The organism is Novosphingobium sp. PhB165 (genome assembly GCF_004341845.1).
Classification (GTDB): domain Bacteria; phylum Pseudomonadota; class Alphaproteobacteria; order Sphingomonadales; family Sphingomonadaceae; genus Novosphingobium.
Genome location: NZ_SLVB01000016.1, coordinates 23,356 through 40,461 on the forward strand (window position 1 = coordinate 23,356; position 17,106 = coordinate 40,461).

13 protein-coding genes are annotated in these 17,106 nt (G+C 62.0%); 8 read left to right on the plus strand and 5 right to left on the minus strand.

Features of this window, described 5'->3' with window-relative positions; translation table 11 throughout:
- The first annotated feature begins 84 nt into the window (after positions 1–84).
- Entirely contained in the window at positions 85–3,156 is a 3,072-nt protein-coding gene (locus EDF56_RS24825; RefSeq protein WP_132392777.1) for a TonB-dependent receptor, read from the plus strand.
- A gap of 318 nt (positions 3,157–3,474) precedes the next feature.
- Here EDF56_RS24825 and EDF56_RS26160 read toward each other — a convergent pair whose 3' ends face one another.
- Positions 3,475–3,846, minus strand: coding sequence for a DUF2285 domain-containing protein (locus EDF56_RS26160; RefSeq protein ID WP_165912376.1), 372 nt, complete (start codon positions 3,844–3,846; stop codon positions 3,475–3,477).
- Between the two features lie 675 nt (positions 3,847–4,521).
- On the opposite strand from EDF56_RS26160, the gene EDF56_RS24835 reads away from it, so the two are divergent.
- The 7 genes from EDF56_RS24835 to EDF56_RS24865 all read left to right on the plus strand — a co-directional run bounded on the left by EDF56_RS24835 (position 4,522) and on the right by EDF56_RS24865 (position 10,232).
- The gene (locus EDF56_RS24835) at positions 4,522–5,253 is read left to right on the plus strand and encodes an autoinducer binding domain-containing protein (protein WP_165912377.1); all 732 of its coding nucleotides are present in this window, start codon (positions 4,522–4,524) and stop codon (positions 5,251–5,253) included.
- A gap of 89 nt (positions 5,254–5,342) precedes the next feature.
- Positions 5,343–5,954: an acyl-homoserine-lactone synthase gene (locus tag EDF56_RS24840; RefSeq protein ID WP_132392707.1), complete on the plus strand. Its 612-nt coding sequence runs from the start codon at positions 5,343–5,345 to the stop codon at positions 5,952–5,954.
- Between the two features lie 12 nt (positions 5,955–5,966).
- Positions 5,967–6,842, plus strand: a complete 876-nt coding sequence (locus tag EDF56_RS24845) for a phytanoyl-CoA dioxygenase family protein (protein WP_132392709.1) — start codon at positions 5,967–5,969, stop codon at positions 6,840–6,842.
- Positions 6,839–7,450 (plus strand): GntR family transcriptional regulator, encoded by a 612-nt coding sequence (locus EDF56_RS24850; protein WP_132392711.1) that lies wholly within the window; start codon positions 6,839–6,841, stop codon positions 7,448–7,450. The genes EDF56_RS24845 and EDF56_RS24850 overlap by 4 nt, the downstream gene beginning before the upstream one ends.
- Before the next feature lie 169 nt (positions 7,451–7,619).
- Entirely contained in the window at positions 7,620–7,739 is a 120-nt protein-coding gene (locus EDF56_RS24855; protein ID WP_132392713.1) for a benenodin family lasso peptide, read from the plus strand.
- Between the two features lie 7 nt (positions 7,740–7,746).
- A complete protein-coding gene (locus tag EDF56_RS24860) occupies positions 7,747–8,472 on the plus strand; it encodes a lasso peptide biosynthesis B2 protein (RefSeq protein WP_165912378.1) in 726 nt (241 codons plus the stop codon).
- Positions 8,469–10,232: an asparagine synthetase B family protein gene (locus EDF56_RS24865; RefSeq protein WP_132392717.1), complete on the plus strand. Its 1,764-nt coding sequence runs from the start codon at positions 8,469–8,471 to the stop codon at positions 10,230–10,232. The genes EDF56_RS24860 and EDF56_RS24865 overlap by 4 nt, the downstream gene beginning before the upstream one ends.
- Here EDF56_RS24865 and EDF56_RS24870 read toward each other — a convergent pair.
- The 4 genes from EDF56_RS24870 to EDF56_RS24885 form a co-directional block, all read right to left on the minus strand.
- Positions 10,223–12,310 (minus strand): Atxe2 family lasso peptide isopeptidase, encoded by a 2,088-nt coding sequence (locus EDF56_RS24870; protein WP_243652847.1) that lies wholly within the window; start codon positions 12,308–12,310, stop codon positions 10,223–10,225. The two genes, EDF56_RS24865 and EDF56_RS24870, sit on opposite strands and share 10 nt — an antisense overlap.
- Positions 12,311–12,345: 35 nt before the next feature.
- Positions 12,346–14,547 (minus strand): TonB-dependent receptor, encoded by a 2,202-nt coding sequence (locus EDF56_RS24875; RefSeq protein ID WP_243652848.1) that lies wholly within the window; start codon positions 14,545–14,547, stop codon positions 12,346–12,348.
- A 468-nt stretch (positions 14,548–15,015) separates the two neighbouring features.
- Positions 15,016–15,996, minus strand: coding sequence for a FecR domain-containing protein (locus EDF56_RS24880; protein WP_132392723.1), 981 nt, complete (start codon positions 15,994–15,996; stop codon positions 15,016–15,018).
- Positions 15,989–16,561, minus strand: a complete 573-nt coding sequence (locus EDF56_RS24885) for a sigma-70 family RNA polymerase sigma factor (protein WP_132392725.1) — start codon at positions 16,559–16,561, stop codon at positions 15,989–15,991. Before EDF56_RS24885 ends, EDF56_RS24880 begins: the two co-directional genes overlap by 8 nt.
- Between the last annotated feature and the right edge of the window lie 545 nt (positions 16,562–17,106).

Genomic DNA, 17,106 nt, shown 5'->3' on the forward strand with positions numbered 1-17,106 from the left:
ATCTTCGCCACAACTTAAGCTGCAAATTGATCAGACGAGCATTTGCCATTGAAAGCTTGCATCCGCGGCGCGAAAAATCCCGTCATGGCAATCCACTGCATCTACGCAGCGCGTTTTCCACATCTGGGTGCACGGCTGTCTGGTCACGCTTCCCGCCGTGAGCCCAAAGGCGACAGGGGACACAACTTGAAAATAAACCTTCATAAGGCCGCCTTGTGCGGCGCGACAGGTCTTTCGGCCCTCATCATGCTCTGCGGCCCCGCCTACGCCCAGAACACCACTCCTCCCGCAGAAGACGAAGCCTCCGCTGGCGAAGCCATTGTCGTCACCGGCTCTCGTATCCAACGCCGCAGCGTCGATACGCTTGAGCCAACTATTATTGTCGGCTCGGATCTGTTCGAAAACCGCGGCTTCACCAACGCAGGCGACGCCCTCCGGACAATTCCCGCCTTCGGTCCGCCGGCAGGCAGCGGTGTCGGCACTCAGGCCGGCAGCTTCGGCTCGGGCCAGACGTTTATCGACTTCTTCGGCCTGGGGTCGCAGCGCACTCTGACGCTGGTCAACAGCCGTCGTTTCGTCAGCTCAAACACCACGTCGATCTTCGGCCCCGTGGCCGCTGGTTCGCAGGTGGACTTCAACACCATTCCGACGCTTGCCATCGACCGGCTTGAAACCGTGGCTGTGGGCGGTGCGCCAATCTATGGCTCGGATGCAATCGCCGGCACCGTCAATATCCTGCTCAAGCAGAAGTATCAGGGCGTCAAGCTGGATGCCCAGACAGGGATTGCCGACGAGGGCGACGCTGCTTCGTATCGCTTGGGCATTCTTGCCGGCACCAGCTTCGGCGGCGGCCGTGGCAACATAGTCGGTTCTTTTGAATGGAATAAGCAGGAAGGCCTGCTCTATTCTGACCGCGCGCGCACTGCTGCTGGCCTGTCCTACGCGGCTCCCAACGGCGCCAGCCAGTACAGCCAGGTCCTTATCAAGGATCGCCGCATCCCTGCGTTGTCCCAGTACGGCGCGCCAACCTCGATCGACAGCGCACCCGGCTTCGGCGGAGAAATCCTCGATGCCTCCGGCAACGCGCTGGTCTTCGATGCCAAAGGCAATCTGACCCCGCTCGACTTCGGCGATCAACATCCTGGAATCAACTCGTCGGGCGGTAATGGCCTGAGTCTTGTCCCGCTAACCAACCTGCTGTCCCCGACGGAACGATACCTCGGCTACATACATGGCGATTACGAAGTCACCGACCACATCAAGGTCTTTGCCGAGTTCAACTACGCTCGGTCGAAGGGTACCGAACTGCGTGCGCAGCCAGTTTACAATACGTGGCTGTTCGACGATGCCGGCACCCCTGATGGCAACCTCATAATTCCGCTCTCGAATCCATTCCTTTCGCCCGCCGCGCGCGCAACCATCGCTTCGCAGCTTCCGGCTGGCCAGGATTACTTCTATCTCGGCCGCGCAAACACCGACATTACTGCGGGCGTTGGCAGTACAACTGTCGAATTGTACCGCATCACGGGCGGTCTCGAGGGCGATTTCTCGATTGGCGCGCATAACTTCAAGTGGGAAGTGGTCGGCAACTACGGACGTTCGCATACGAACGGTAGCAGCCGTGAACTCGTCCAGCAGAACTTCGAGAACGCCCTTGCCGGCTGCACCGGTGCGAGCTCGCCACTCGCGACGATCAGCAGCACCTGCGTACCCTTCAATCCGTTCGGTAACCAGAACGGTCCAGAAGTCGCCGACTACATCACCACCGTCGCCCATCCGACCGCGACCAATGAGGAATGGGTGGTCACTGCCGATGTCACCGGCGACCTGTTCAATACCTGGGCGGGCGGTGTCGACTTCGCGCTGGGCTACGAACATCGTAATGAAAAGGCCAGGTTCGATCCGGGCGAATTCTTCTACGGCATCCCCGATCCGACCGATCCGACTGCGGACCGTGGGCAGTACGGCCGATCGATTCCGATCGATCCGGTTCGCGGCAGCTACAACACCGACGAGGTCTTCGGCGAGTTGAACGTTCCGCTCATTTCGCCGGAAATGGGCCTGTCGTTCCTGCGTTCCGCCGAACTCCACACGGCGGGCCGTTACGTCAACAACTCGCTGGCTGGTAGCGACTTCACCTGGACCGCCGGCGGCAAGATCAACTTCATCGAAGATTTCGGGATTCGCGGCAACTTCACCCGTTCAATCCGCGCGCCTGCAATCACCGAGTTGTTCAACCCGTCCAGCGCCATTTTCACCACTGCAGAAGATCCCTGCGATTCCCGGTTTATCACGACCGGCCCTAACCCCGCGAACCGCGCGGCCAATTGCGCCGCCGCGGGTCTTCCGGCGAATTTCACGTCGAATATCGTCGACTTCACCAGCCGTGGTTCGCTTTCAGGCAATACCGATCTTGAAAACGAGAAGGCAAACAGCTGGACCGTGGGCCTGATCGTCACGCCAAAGGCCCTCCCGGGCTTCTCGCTGTCCGTCGATTGGGTGAATGTTTCGCTTAAGAATGCAATTGTCAGCCTCGATGCCGATCAGACGATGGCCGCGTGCTATGACGCGACCAGCTTCCCGAGCCCGGTCTGCTCGCAGATCGATCGCGGTGCAGACGGCCAGGTCGATTTCATTCGAACCGGCTATATCAATGCTGCGTCGTACAAGTATCGCGGTCTGTTGGCCGATCTTACGTATATCATCCAGACCCCGTTCCTCGGCGCTGACAGCTCGATCCTCTTGAAAGGCGGCTACCAGTACAACAGCAAACTGGAACAGCGTGTCGGCGTGGGAGACCTCGACGTTATCAGCGGCGGCGTTGGCTATCCCAAGCACAAGGGAACCGCGAGCATCGCTTACAAGAATGGCGGATTTGGCGCATTCACCCAGATCCAGTATATCGGTAAGTCGCAAGTCGATCCTAATGCTGCGCCGAATACCTACGAGTACCCCACCCGCAAGGCGGTGGCTTATGTGAGCGGCTCGTTGAGCTACGACATCAACGACAGCTACACGCTGCGCTTCATGGTGGACAACATCTTCGACACCAACGCGCCGTATCCTGCTCCCGCCGGTACCGACAATAGCGTCGTTACCTACTGGGACGGCATCCTGGGCCGCTACTTCAAGGTCGGCGTTTCCGCCAAATTCTGATCCGAACTGAATAAAAGCGAAAGGGCTCCGGTCAAACCGGAGCCCTTTCCATCAGACTTGAGTCCCGTCCTCGCTCCACGCCAACCGCCGGTGCGTCATGGCCGCCATCGATAGAGAGGAAAGCCAAGGGCATCTATCCGGCCGCAACATGGGCTGTAGTCCCAAAGGCGTCCGGATCCGCCGAATTGTCGTGTTGGAGAAACCGGGCTCGCCCGCCATGGAGCGCAACGACTGTCAGGCGCCATGCAAAACTGGGCCGGCGTATTGCCTCACGACGCAATGTTACCGGTCAAATTTGATGACGTGTCTACCCCGCAATTACGGGCGAATCAGAAGGTCCTTGTAGCCTCCAAGCGCCATAGCCTTCGCCTGACGGGCAAGGCGGCGAATGCGGGAGCGTAGCGAGTCGGATGGATGGTGCCAGTCGCGCTCGACGTTATCGGGTCCGACAAGGATGCTGGCGAGTTCGCGCTGACTGACGCCGTCGCACAGAGCGTCATGCACGCGTAGCAGCAGGCTGCCACGTCCAATCGCCGGGTCGCGCGGATAGAGTGCCTTCCCAAACCGCCGATAGCGGTGCAGCGCAAGTAGCCGTCGCAGCGGCAAGACGCCCGCTTCCGCCCTCTCCATCCCGTCGAAGCAGAAGCGCAGCTGCACGGCGGCCTCTCCGCTGAGCGTGCCTGCAAGCACGTCGAGCCGGATATGATGGGACCCATCCGACAGAACAGCGTACTCCCTGCCCGAAACGGAGCTAACGGCTGTGAGCCAGGGTCGGATCCGGTCGATGTTCAGGGCCCCCGGATCGCCGGGATGTCCCGGCTCTGCTTCGACAGAGAGTGTCGCAGGATCGCGATTCGCATGCCAGATTATCCGGGCCGAGAGACAATCCCGGTCCGGCGCTTCGGCGAAAGTGCAGCCCCCATTTCGAGGCGCTTGGCATCGGCCCGCGCGTCGCAGCCGAGGCTTGGACATACCAGGTGCGGTACTCTGGATCCCTGCGGAGCCACTCCCACATCAAACCGGCACGATCGGCATTTTTTAAATAGAGATAGCCTGTGGTATCCTGCCAATTAGGCAGCCCACCCGATCTCATTGGGACAATTGATTGGTTGAATTGAGCGAACGCGAAAAGAATTGAATTAACAAATTTTCACCGAAATGCAGACATTTTTTCCCCTTATGTGAATTCCCGAGGGTGCCGGCCGGGTGATATGACGATTTTGCGACAACACCTGCCGGATGGCGGCTTGAGAAACCGCTAGCCTGCACCCAACGAACAGGAAGGGCGATCGCCGGACCTACGGTGACAAGTGACGCCGCCGAAGATCGTATAGTCGAACCTTGGGCACGCAGATTTCCGAACTGATGACGCGCTTCTGGCGCTTGATCGGCATGGCGACAACAATGGACGATCTGGCTCTCGTCCTCGCCGATGTCACCGTCTGCCTGGGCTTCCAGCGCTATGCGCTGACCCATCACAGCGACCCACTGAGGACGGGCGGACGGCTCATGCGCCTGCACAATTACCCGCCGCAGTGGGTCGATTATTATGATCAGCACGGACTGGGGCCCAGCGATCCCGTCCATCGCGCGAGCTATGTGACCAGTTCCGGGTTCCCGTGGCAGAAAATACCGCGCCTGATCGGCCTCAATAGAGAAGATTACTCGGTCATGGAGCGCGCACGCCAACAGGGAATCTCGGACGGCTTTACCATACCCATCTGCGTACCTGGGGAAGCGCATGGCTCGGTGACCTTCGTCGGACCGGGGGCTTCGTTTGCCAGGCAGGAAATGCTGTTTCTTGCAGAGCTGTTCGGAGGCTGGGCCTTCGAGAAAGCGCGCGTGCTGACCCTCGGACGCGGGATCGTCGTGCCGGACAGCCCGCTTCTCACCAATGCCCAGCGCCAATGCACGGTCCTTGCCGCTGCTGGCAAGAACGACGGCGAGATCGGCACGATCATAGGAATCAGCAAGCTGACGGCGGGCCTGCATCTCAGGCAGGCCTGCGAGCGCTACGACGTTTCCAAACGCACATTGCTGGTGGTCCGGGCACTGTTCGACGGAACGGTGAATTTCTCCGAGATCTTCCGGCGATGATATATCGGTTTTCCGATATGGCGCGCTGACAGTGATCGGGATGACCCTTGGGGCGTGACAACCAATGTCACGGCCAAGGAGTCCTCCCGATGCTCAAAGTTCAAAACTACGAAAATCGCGAAGCCTCGGACGAGGCGCTGCGCGCGATGTGGGCGGCCCGCAAGTCGGTCTTCGTCGACCTGCTGAAATGGGATTTGCCGGTGCTTGCCGGACAGTACGAACTCGACCAGTTCGACAATCCCCACGCGCGCTACATCATCCTCTCTGGCCCGGACAATGAGCACTACGCCTCGGCGCGGCTGCTTCCGACCACGCGCCCGCACATTCTCGACAGCTTCTACGCCGCCTTCTGCGAGGCCGGCGTACCGCGCGGACCCACGATCCGGGAAATCACGCGCTTTTGCCTCGACCGCAGCCTCAGGGCATCCGAACGCCGCGAAGCGCGCGACGCGCTGATCTGCACGCTTGTCGACCACGCGCTCATGAACGGCATCACCGCCTACACCGCGATCGCATCAGAAGGCTGGTTCAGGCAGGTACTGGAATTCGGGTGGGACTGCCGCCCGCTCGGCCCTCCGCGCTACGCGGGCAAGGAAGTGCTCGCGGCAATCCGCATCGATATCGACCGCGACACGCCGCAGAAGCTGGCAGCTGCGGGAATCACCACCAACCATCGCGGCTCTGGCCGCGGGGCAGACTGAAGGGGACGGGACATGGATCTCTTCACCCAAGTCGCCCGGCATGCGGCCCAGCTCAAGGAGCACGGCTACAGCGTCATCGAGAATGCGCTTGCCGCAGAAACCATTAGCGCGCTCGATGCCGATCTCGCCCCTCGCTTTCATCGCACGCCGTTCTGCCAAGGCGGCTTCTACGGTGAGACGACCAAGCGCTTCGGCCGTCTTCTCGCGCATTCTCCGCACGCCGAGGCGCTCGTCCGGCACGCGCTCATCATCTCGATCGCGGAGCAGATCCTGCTGCCATGGTGCGACTGCATCCAGCTCAATACCACGCAGGCCATAGCCGTCCACGGCGGCGCGCCGGCACAGTTGCCGCACCGCGACCAGGACATGTGGGGAGCGCCCAAAGGCAGCGCCGAGTACCTCGTCAACGTGATGTGGCCCCTCACCCCATTCACCGCCGGAAACGGCGCGACACTGGTCTGGCCCAGAAGCCATGGCGCAGCCGCGCTCGAACCGGAGACGAGCGGACAACCGGTCGCCGTCGAGATCCCGCCCGGCGCGGCACTGCTGTTCCTCGGCTCGACCCTGCACGGGGCCGGCAGCAACACGACGGAAGAAGTCCGCCGAGGCATTGTCGTGGGCTATTCGCTCGGCTGGCTCAAGCCTTATGAGGCGCAGTGGCTTGCCTATCCGCCCGACATCGCTCGCAGGTTCAATCCGGAACTTGCCGCATTGGTAGGCTACCGCCAGCACCGGCCCAACCTCGGCAACTACGAAGGTCAGTGCCCCTCGGTCCTTCTGGACGAGGACTATGACCCCGATCGGCCGCTCGCCGCAACCGACGCCTTGCGACCGGATCAGCTGGCGATGGTCAACAACCTCACTGCTGAACGCGCAGGCGTGTCGTGAACGCAGGCGCGACCTCCGACCGGATCTATGAGCACATCCGGCATTTCATCGGCCAGCGGCATGTGCGCCCCGGGCTCAGGCTCGATCCCAGGGCGATCGCCAAGGAGCTCGAAGCCAGTACCACGCCGGTTCGCGAGGCGCTCAATCGCCTCGTCGGCGAGGGACTGGTGGAAACGCTCGTGCCGGGGGGCTTCTTTGTTCTCACCCTCGATGAGCCTGTCCTGCGCGATCTCTATTCATGGTCCCGCACGCTCATCGGCCTCTCGCTGCGGTCAGGAACCCTGGCGGGACACGATCCGTCCCGTCTCGGGCGAGGTGAGGACTATGCAGATCGCGTGGCCAGCCTGTTCACGGACCTCGCTTACAGTTCGAACAATACGCAGTACCGCATCGCCATGCGGCGGTTGAATGCAAATCTGCATGCAATCCGTCATATCGAGTCGGAGATACTCGAAGACGTCGAGGGTGAACTCGAAGAACTCAAAATTGCGCTTACCGAGGTACCAGGAGCCTCTATCGGCAAAGTTTTGAAGTCTTATCATCAACGCCGCCTTCGCTCATCTTTTGAGCTTATTCGTCGACGGCAGCACTCTAAACCATACGAATAGAAACATTTACTCTCATAAAAATCGATATTCTGACCATCAATAAACATCATTAACACGCCAAAGCCGGTATATTGTCGACATATAGTTACTATATAGTTCGTATATCGCCAACTCATTCGTAGGCTTCTTCGGCTGCCAATTCCGGCAGCTTGTTGAAGGAGCAAAGACGATGGACCGTGAAAACACGCCGATCGAACTCGGCACCGCCAGCACCGAAACCAAGGGCGTGCAGCCCAACGATCTCGATGTCGGCATCGGCAGCCCGCAGGCGGGCCTGTCGGACGACTGAGTCCAAGGTGGCGCGCAGCTCGGGCTGCGCGCCACTCCTCTGCGATCATCGGGAAACGTGTCTGGAGACGATCATGTCGGGTCACGGACTTCGCCGCGGCGTGAGCTTCTGCGCCATTGGCGAGCGATACATCTTCCTCGATCTCGAGGCGGATCGCTACTTCTGCCTGCCCCAGCCTCTCGACCGCCAGTTTCACCGGCTTACCGAAACCGGCGAGGCTGAGCCCCCGGTCAGGCAGGCGCTGCAACGCATCGGCGTTCTGTCGATGGGGCATGGCTATCCGCTGACGGCCTGCACGCGCCGCGCCGCCATCACTGCAAGTGCGCAGGCTCAGGATGGTGCGTCTGCATCCGTTCCGCTGGGCACCGCGCGGGCGCTTGCAAACAGATCCCTGTGGAACCGGCGGGTCCGAACGAGAGCCCTTGCCGCAAACATCGCGGACGTCATCCGCAAACGCGAAAACCTGCAGCCCGCGCGGGATGCGGCCGCCGCGCTGCAAGGTGTTGCCAGCGCCTATCGCCACGCCGGGCTCATCCGATCGACCCGAGGACGCTGCCTTCCCACTTCGATGGCCCTGATGAGCGATCTTGCCAAAGCCGGCGTTTGCGCCCGAATGGTCATGGGTGTGCAGTTGGGACCATTCAGCGCGCACTGCTGGGTGGAAGTGGGTTCCGGCCTCGTGTGCGAGGATGCCGGAACCGTCGCTCCCTATGTCCCGATCCTGGTTGTATGACGGGACGCTATCTCGCCGTGGTTGGCACGCCGGATCGGCCGATCCCCGATCGCGAGGCGATTGCCGAGGGCGCGCGCACAGCCGGTCTGGAAATCTGCCACAGCGACGCGCGCCTCTTTGTTGCGGTCTCGCCGGCACTGGCTCATCATCATCTTAGCGAGGATCGCGGCATGGTGATTGGCGAAGTCTTCTCGCGCGGCACCAACCTCGCCAGCTCGGCAGAAAGCATCGGTCGTATGCTGGCGGAGCGGCCGGTCGATGCGGACCGCCTCGTCACCCGGTTCTGGGGCAACTACGTCGCATTGCTGCGCGCGCCCGGAAACTTCGGGATTACGGTCCTTCGCGCGCCGTTCGGCAAACTTCCTTGCCTTTATGGATTCGAGGACGGGATGACGATCGCGGCATCGGATGTCGCCGCGCTCGCAATTGCCGGCGTAGCCATGGGCAATCCTGACGCCCGCGCACTTGCCGAGCGGCTGGCGTTCCCCGGTCTCCCTGGAGAGGGCACGTGCCTGACGGGGATCGGCAATCTGCCGGGCGGCGCAACACTGCTAATCGGGCCCGGCGGAACGTCCACGGGAGAAGCCTGGTCCCCCTGGCCCCATGCTGAGCGCGCCCAGTGGTACGAGACGACGGAGCAGGCACAGCATGAAGTTCGCAGCGCGATTTACCAGGCGCTCCGCGCTCTCAGGGGAGATGCGGCGAAGACGCTGCTCATGCTCTCGGGCGGTATCGACTCCTCGATCCTTGCAGCTTGCCTGTCATCGCTCGGCGGGGAATATCGCTGCGTCAACTTCGTCCACGAGGACAGCTTCGGCGACGAGCGCAACTGGGCACGGATGGTCGCGCGGCACCTCGGCTGCCAGCTCGAAGAACTCGATTTCCCGCTAAATGCCGTCGACGTCACGCGATCCGAAAGCGCGGATTTGCCATCGCCCGGCTCGCGGGTCTTCATGCAGGGAACAAATGCGGCGCTCGCCAGCGCAGCCGACGCACTCGGCGCCGATCTCACTCTCGATGGCGGGGGCGGCGACAACGTGTTCCTTGCTCTCAATTCGGTTGCACCTGTCACCGATGCCTTACGCCATGCCGATACATACGAAACGGTGTGGTCGTGCGCGAGGACGGTTGCCGCGTTAGGACAGGCCAGCGCGCTCGAAGTCCTGTGGCGCGCAGCCCGCCGCCGGTTCCGGCGATCCGCCACGTTTCGGTGGAGGCCTGACCTTGCCCTTCTTGCCCCTGATGCAATCGCCAATCTGGCATCGCAGGCACCGCACGCATGGCTCAGCGCCCCCCGCAACGCAGAGCATGGGGCAGCCGCCCACGTGGCGGTCATCGCCGCCGCCCAAGGATGGGCGGAAGATTGCGACCTGCTCAGTCCGGTCCGGCATATCAGTCCGCTCGCGAGCCAGCCGGTCGTCGAGGCATGCCTTCGCGTTCCAAGCTGGTGGTGGTTCCGCGATGGCCGCAGCCGGATCATCGCCCGGGACGCTTTCGCCGACCGCTTGCCGAGGGAGATCGTCATGCGGCAGTCGAAAGGATCACCGGAGAGCTTCGTCGCCGATGTCTACTGCAAGAACCGCGAAACCGTGCGATCGATGCTGCTCGACGGCCAACTGCGGCGGCTCGGCCTCATCGATAGCGATGCGGTCGAACGCGCCACAAGCGACACGGGCCCCATCAAAGATACCGCCCACAGGCGTCTGCTCCAACTCTCACAGGTCGAGGCCTGGCTCGCAGCCCAGCACCCTCAATCCTGAGGGCGCTGGGCTGCCTCCCTCTCCTTGGCGAGTTCCTGCCAGTGCGCATATTGCCCGGCCTTGGCAGGATCGGAATCGATCCTGCCCTGGAGCCAGAATGCAAACCAGTCGAGATTGCGCCGATAGACGGCCAGCCGCTGCGCGGGCTGATACTTGAAGTGATAGGCGTCCGGGAAAACGAACATGTCGACGGCTTTGTGCTGCTCCCGGAGCGCGGCAAAGACATCGATCCCGCCAAGATATTCACGATCGGCAACTTGCATCAGCAGCGGCGTGTCGGTGCCGGCCGCGCTTTGCACGATCGAGCCCGGTGCCCAGAACGTGCGGTCGTCAGCAGTGAGCGCCCCCCAGCCCTGCTCCTGCATATGCGCCGCAAATGCCGGTCCGTAACCCACATTGACCGCCCACGGCTCGAGGCAGCACGTGCTCATCGAAGCGGCCGCAAACTGGCGGCTGTTGATCATCGCGAACTGCACCGTGCTCGACCCGTCGCTCAGTCCACTGATGCCGATCAGCTTCGGATCGGCTATGCCCATGGCGATCACCTTGTCGACGCCGCGGTCGATGGCCGACTGGACCTCGCGCCGCCAGGCCCAGTTCCGTATCCCGTCACCTTGCACTTTCTTGATTGTATCGAGGCCCGGATTGTCGTCGGCGACGGCGCGCGGCTTATTGAAGCTCAGCACCGCAAACCCCGCCGCCGCGAAGGCATGAATGGGATATTCGTCGCCCATCGCGCCGCGCAAGAAGCCGTTGCTCATATAGGTCGTGACGATGAGCGGCAGGCGTGTTCCGGGGCGATAATCGGGCGGCAACACGAGGTCGCCGCGCACCTCGGCGCCCTGGTCGTTGCGCCATTCGAGGCGCTGGACCTGCCCGAACCGGATGCCCAGGAACTCCGGGTTGGGATCGAAAATGTCGCGCATCGCGCCGGTTGCAGGATCGATCCGCACAACCCTCTGCGGTGCGATCGCCCGCTCGTAGAGGCAGACAAGTCCGTCCGGCGCCATCGCACAGTTGCTGACAAGATCTCGCGTTTTGAGCAGCTGACGCGGCTCCCTCTCGCCCGGTACCCAGCGATAGAGCGCGCTGTCACCGCGCGCCCAGCCTTCACGCCGAAGGTAGATCAGGGCCTTCCCATCCCCAGTCCACCACATGCTGTCGATCGAACCGCGACAAGCATCCGCATTGCAATCGATCGGGGCGCCGCCGGGCGCGTGGACCGAGAGAAGCAGCGGACTGACCGGGTTGGCAGAACTCCGGTGCGTCTCCGCCAGCCGCCCATCGGCGCTTGCGGCCCGAGGCGGCGGCTCGACCTTGCCGATCATGTCGGGCGGAAGCAGCGCCGCCTCATCCTGACTGGCCGGATGCTCCTCGCCCGTGAGCGGACTGACGACATAAGCGGTCCAGGGAATGGCCGCGTCGGGCATCGGCTTGTTCGACATGATCGGCACGTAGCGGGTATCGTAGTGAAATCCGGACAGCCCCTCCTTCGCAAAGGCCGCCCTCTCCTCCACTTGCCCTCGGCGGCCGGCATAGACGATCGTCTTGCCATCGGTGCTCCATGCCAGAGCTTCGACATCCACCGGCGAATGCGTGATCTGCCGTGCCTGTCCCGATGCGGCATCGGCGACCCAGACTTGCGTGCGCTCATTGTCCCGGCGAAGCCAGGCAATCGACTTGCCGTCAGGCGACCAATGCGGCGTGATCGTCAGCGGATATCCGATACCCCAGATCCGCTTTCGATACTCGTTGGAAACAAGCGCGAGCTGGCCTCCCTGGTCGAGAAGCCGCGGCTCACTTCGACCCGCCACATCCACGACCGCAAGCCCGACACAATGGCTATTGGTTGTGGGATCGGCGCGCGTGATGACGAAAGCCAGCTCACGACCGTCTGGCGAGACGGCAAGTGCAGATGGGGCCGGAATTACCGCTTCGAGAGGCCCGATCTGCCGGAGCCGTACCAGATCCTCGGGCGTGATGTCGCGCTTGGACCCAACTGGCCGCACCACGGGCGGCAGCAGATCCGAACAGCGGTCCGCCGCGGCAGCCGGAGTGGCGATCGAAAACCCGAGCATAGCGCTCGCCAACGCGAGCACGGAAGTAGCCGTCGTTACCATTTCTTGACGACCTCGAGAGCCAGAAAGCGCCCCACGGGCGAATAGTTGGTCGAATCGTAGGGCGTATCGGCCCAGGTCGTGGTGGTGATCTGAGCCGGCATCGCGTTGAAGAGGTTGTTCGCCGACATCCCGACTTCGAGACCATCGAGCACACTGCCTTCGCGAATGAAGCGATAGCGCGCCGAGAGGTCGAGCGTGGTCATGCCATGCACCGTGTCCGGCGGACTTGCGCGCGTATCGACGACCCCGCCGATATAGCTGAGCGTTCCCGTCAGGCGCCACGATCCGTCGTCCCAGCTTGCCGCTGCCCTTCCGCGCCAGTGCGGCGGATTGTAGAGATAGCCTGCAAGCTTCTCGATCGGCTGCCCGTCCGAGAGTTGGCGCTCACTGACGAGATAGGTGGCATTGAGATCGAACGAGGCTGTGCCTCCGGCTAGCTTGGCCGAATACTGCGCCAGCGCGTCAATGCCGTGAACGGTCTGGCGGCCGGCGTTGACCTTGCGGTTGTCGATAATGGCAACAACCTGCGAGGGATCGTAGGCCCCCGTAGTGAAGTTGTAGAACTGGTCCACACCGGAAATGATGCTCGCCTGCTGGGAAGCGCTCGGGTTCAAGCTGACCTGCTGCGCGTAGATCGGATTGGACAGCGACTGCGCCGTCAGTGTGATCGGGGTGACGACGCGGTTCACGTAGTTCGTGGAAAAGTAGGTCACTTCGAAACTCGCGCCTGCGAGCGCGGCGGGATGGAACGAGGCGGTCGCCGACCAGCTTCTCGCCCGTTCGGGCTTCAGGTCCTGATTCCCGCCACCGAGCAGGATGGCAGTCGCACTCGCCGGATAGCCGACCCCACCCAGGCGCGAGGCGCCGTAAAGGCTGGCGGTCTGGGCACCGTACTGGTCATAGAAGCTCGGCGCGCGGAACGAGCGCCCCCAGGTGGCCTTGAGCTCGAGCGCGTACACGGGCGCGTAGATGAGCCCCAGCTTGGGCGTCGTGATCTGGCCGACCGTATCGTAATCCTCGTGCCGCAGCGCTCCGCTCAGTGACAGCTTGCGAACCAGGGGAACGCCAAGATCGGGACTGATGAGCGGCAGGTTGAGCTCGCCGAAGACATAGCGGGCCGTCTCGCTCGGTTTGGCGTTCTGGTAATTGCCCGGCCCCGCATAGATCTCGAAACCGTTGTCGCGGATGCCCAGCCCCGCCGCCATCCGGGCATCGCCTCCGGGCAGGTGGAACACCGGACCAGAGGCCGCAAGTTCGCCGGTGGTCGAACGGTTGCGGTAGCGCTTTGCGGAGGTGAGACCCGTGACATCGCTATAGACGTATTCGGCCAGAAGGTCGTTGCGCCCCTTGCCGTATGTCCCGGCTGCCGTGACGTCCCAGTGACCGAGCCGGTAGTGAAGCGCACCGGCAAGCGCGAGCGAGTAGGAATTGTAGGACTGGTCGACGCGGCTGACATGCGGATCGGAGGCCGCATTGAGCGGATAAGTGAGCGAACCCGTTCGCTCGTTGTAGAGAACGTCGCCTTCAAAGGTGAGGCCGGTCACCAGATCCTGATGCACGTGCGCCGCCACGGCGTGACGCTGGCTCGCGGGCAGCAGCGTCATGTTGGGGTGCGATACCGTACTGTCGCGCTGGTTCGAATTGAGCTCGGTGTTGCGGTTGTATTCGTAAGTCACGAACATGCCGCCACCGTTCCAGCGATGTCCAGCGAGCACCCCGTAGAGCTGCTGGAAATCACCGCCCTCGGTTGCGCCGCCAATGCGGGCGCGGGTCTGCAGGCCTTCGTAGTCCTGCCTCAGGATCACGTTCACCACGCCGCCAACGGCATCAGACCCGTAGATTGCCGAAGAACCGTCTGCGACGACTTCGATACGGTCCACCGCCGCGAGCGGAATGGCCGAGATATCGACGCCCTGAAGCGCGGTATCGTAGGGCAGCCGCCTGCCATTGAGGATGGTCAGCGTCGCATCGCTGCCAAGCCCTCTCAGGTTGACGGTCGAACCGCCACCGGCATTTGCGCCCGCCGATGCCGGTACGTTAAGCCCGATCCCCGGGTTCTGCCCGCCGCCGAAGCTTTGCGGAATGTTGCGCGCAGCATCGCCAAGGTCGCCGAAGCCGGAATCCTGAAGTGTCTGGTTGCCAAGCACGATGACCTGGGAAGCCACCTCGGTTCCGCGCAGTCTCGTACCGGTCACGACAATATCATCGCCTCCAGCAGCACTCTCCTTGCCGCCGCGCGCGGCGCCGCGGACGACATAACCGTTGCCCGCAGCCTCCGCTTTCAGACCTGAACCTGCGAGAAGACGGTCGAGAGCTTGCTCGAGCGTGAAAGTTCCATGCAGAGCGGGAGCGCGCCTCGCGGCAACGCTCCCGTCATCCGCAAGGACCGTCCGGCCCGAGAGCAGCGCAAGAGCCCTCAGCGATTCTGCCAGGCGCTGCTCTGGCAAATCGACGGATAGTTGCGCAGTTTGCTGCGCTATTGCGACCGAAGGGCAGGCTACAAATGCGACAAGTGACGCCGACGCCAGCCAAAGCGTGACCGAATAAGCTCTCTTTTCCATTTTCTTGTTTCCCCTCCGCCACGAATTGGCTGGTCATGAGGGGAACGATGGGACGAGATTTTGCCCTACTCTTTTTTCATCGCATTTTCCGGAAACTAATTCTTACTGTTTCGAGAGAACAATATGAGCAGGATTTGACAGGTCGACATGCAGATCCAGCATCTTGCCGACCGCCTCGGCAAACCCCACGGGATCGCCTACTGCAAAAGCGCCGCTGAGCTTGCGCGAGCCCAGGTCTTCGGCGCCAAGACGGATCTTGGCGCGATTGTAGCGATTGATCGCCTCCACAGCCTGATCGAGCCGGGTACCGTTGAGCGCGAGCATTCCGGAGACCCATTCAAGGTCGGGCCCCGGAACAGCGGCGGCGCTTGCCGGCGATCCGATCTCGATCTGCGAGCCTGCAGCGATCTGCCGGGGGGCGCCGGTTGGCGGCTCGGCCGCGTTCAGTTCAACCGCCCCATGCGGAGCGGCAATTCGCAGCGCTGCACCTGTCAGTAAGGCATCGAAGACACCGCCCTGGACTGTCGCTCTGTTCCTGCCCGCGCTCACGGCATAAGGGCTGGAACCCGCCCCGCTTTCCACCCTGATCCGTCCCTTCGCAATAACGATGTCCCGGGCCGTTCCGGAAAGTGAGACCGAAATGTGGGTATCGGTGTCGAGGGTGATCGCGCTCGCATCGGCGAGGCGGAAGGTCCTGATTTCCCCGATTCCAGTCTCGTACGTCGCCGCCTCGGCCGGGGTCACCAATTGGGGCAAGAGATGATGGCCGCTGGCCCAGACGGTCGCTAAACCGACAAGGAAGACCGCCGCCGCAGTCCCTAGCGCGATGTGGGTACTTTGGCGTGCGTAGAACGGCGCCTTCGTCAGGTTTCCATCAAAGCCACCGAGACCTTTGGGGACGATCCGCGCTTCGCCCAGCAAGGCCCTGCTTTCCTCATAGGCCTGACGGTGGCGTGGATCGGAGCCGAGCCAGGCCTCGAGGCTTTCAGTTACGCCACGCTCGCCGGCATCGCAGCGCTCAGCCCATCGGTTCGCTTCTTCGTAAAGCCGCTCCGGAAGCGAGTACGGGGGCCGGTCAGTCATGGCTACACAAGTGCTGGCCGAGCTTCTTGATCGCGATTCCCATGTGCCTTTCGACCCCCTTTTGACTCAGACCCGTCTGCTTCGAGATTTCGGCGAGACTATAACCATAGACCCTTCGCCCCAGAAATATCTGCCGTGTCAGAGGCTTAAGCTTGCCTACAGCGGCTTCGATGCGGCGAAGACGGTCACGGGCCTCAAGCGCCGCCACGGGATCGCAATCGGGAATTTCCGCAACGTCCATGACCTCGAAATTTGGCGCCGGATTGCGCATTGCCAGCCGGGCATTGTCACGCAGCAGGTTGATCGCCGATTGCCGCAGATAGCCTCCCGGGTTCTCGATCTGAGGCACATTGCCGCGTGCCGCAAATCGCACGAAGGCCTGCTGGACGACATCTTCCGCGATCTCCCGGCGCGACCGGCGCATTACGAACCGCAGTAGCCCCGAGCGCTCGACGCGGTAAATGCGGTCGAGCGTCTCGCTAGCCGCGCAAACCCGGTCGTCATCAGGTGGAAGAGGTTCATCGTCACCGAGCGGGACGCTACCAAAGCCTAAAGCAAATCGCATGACTTGCTGCCAGGTAAACCAAGATCAGTCATGGAAAACATCTACCGGCTCCGCTCGACTAGCGAGGCGGAGCCGGTAGGAACCGGATGTTGAGAACATGCAAGCACATGCGCCGTCGCGTTTAGACCGCAAAGGGTCCTGGACATATGCATCGGCCATCCGGTCAAGTCCCGCGAGGCGAGACTATCCCTATTTGCTTGTGAGGTTCTCACGTCTCGGCATCGAACAAAACAACGATGCTTGCAAAGATTACTATACGCGGACCGTTCTTCAACAACGAAATTACAACTTTGTCATATGTGGCATGATCGACACAATCCTCGCACTGCCTAAAGCGCCCTATTGACCGTATTCTGCCGTCTTCCGGATGCCATCCAATTAGTGCCAAACTCGGCATGGATAGAAAAATTATTCCGCCACTGAAAAATCTGTAGGGCAAAGCGCAAGCGCATCGTTTAATAACCCTCCACGCTACTCGATACAACAAATCCCCAGCGACGGGCGAGCCAGCGCTATTATGATCCCTCGGTTCAGGATAACGCGAT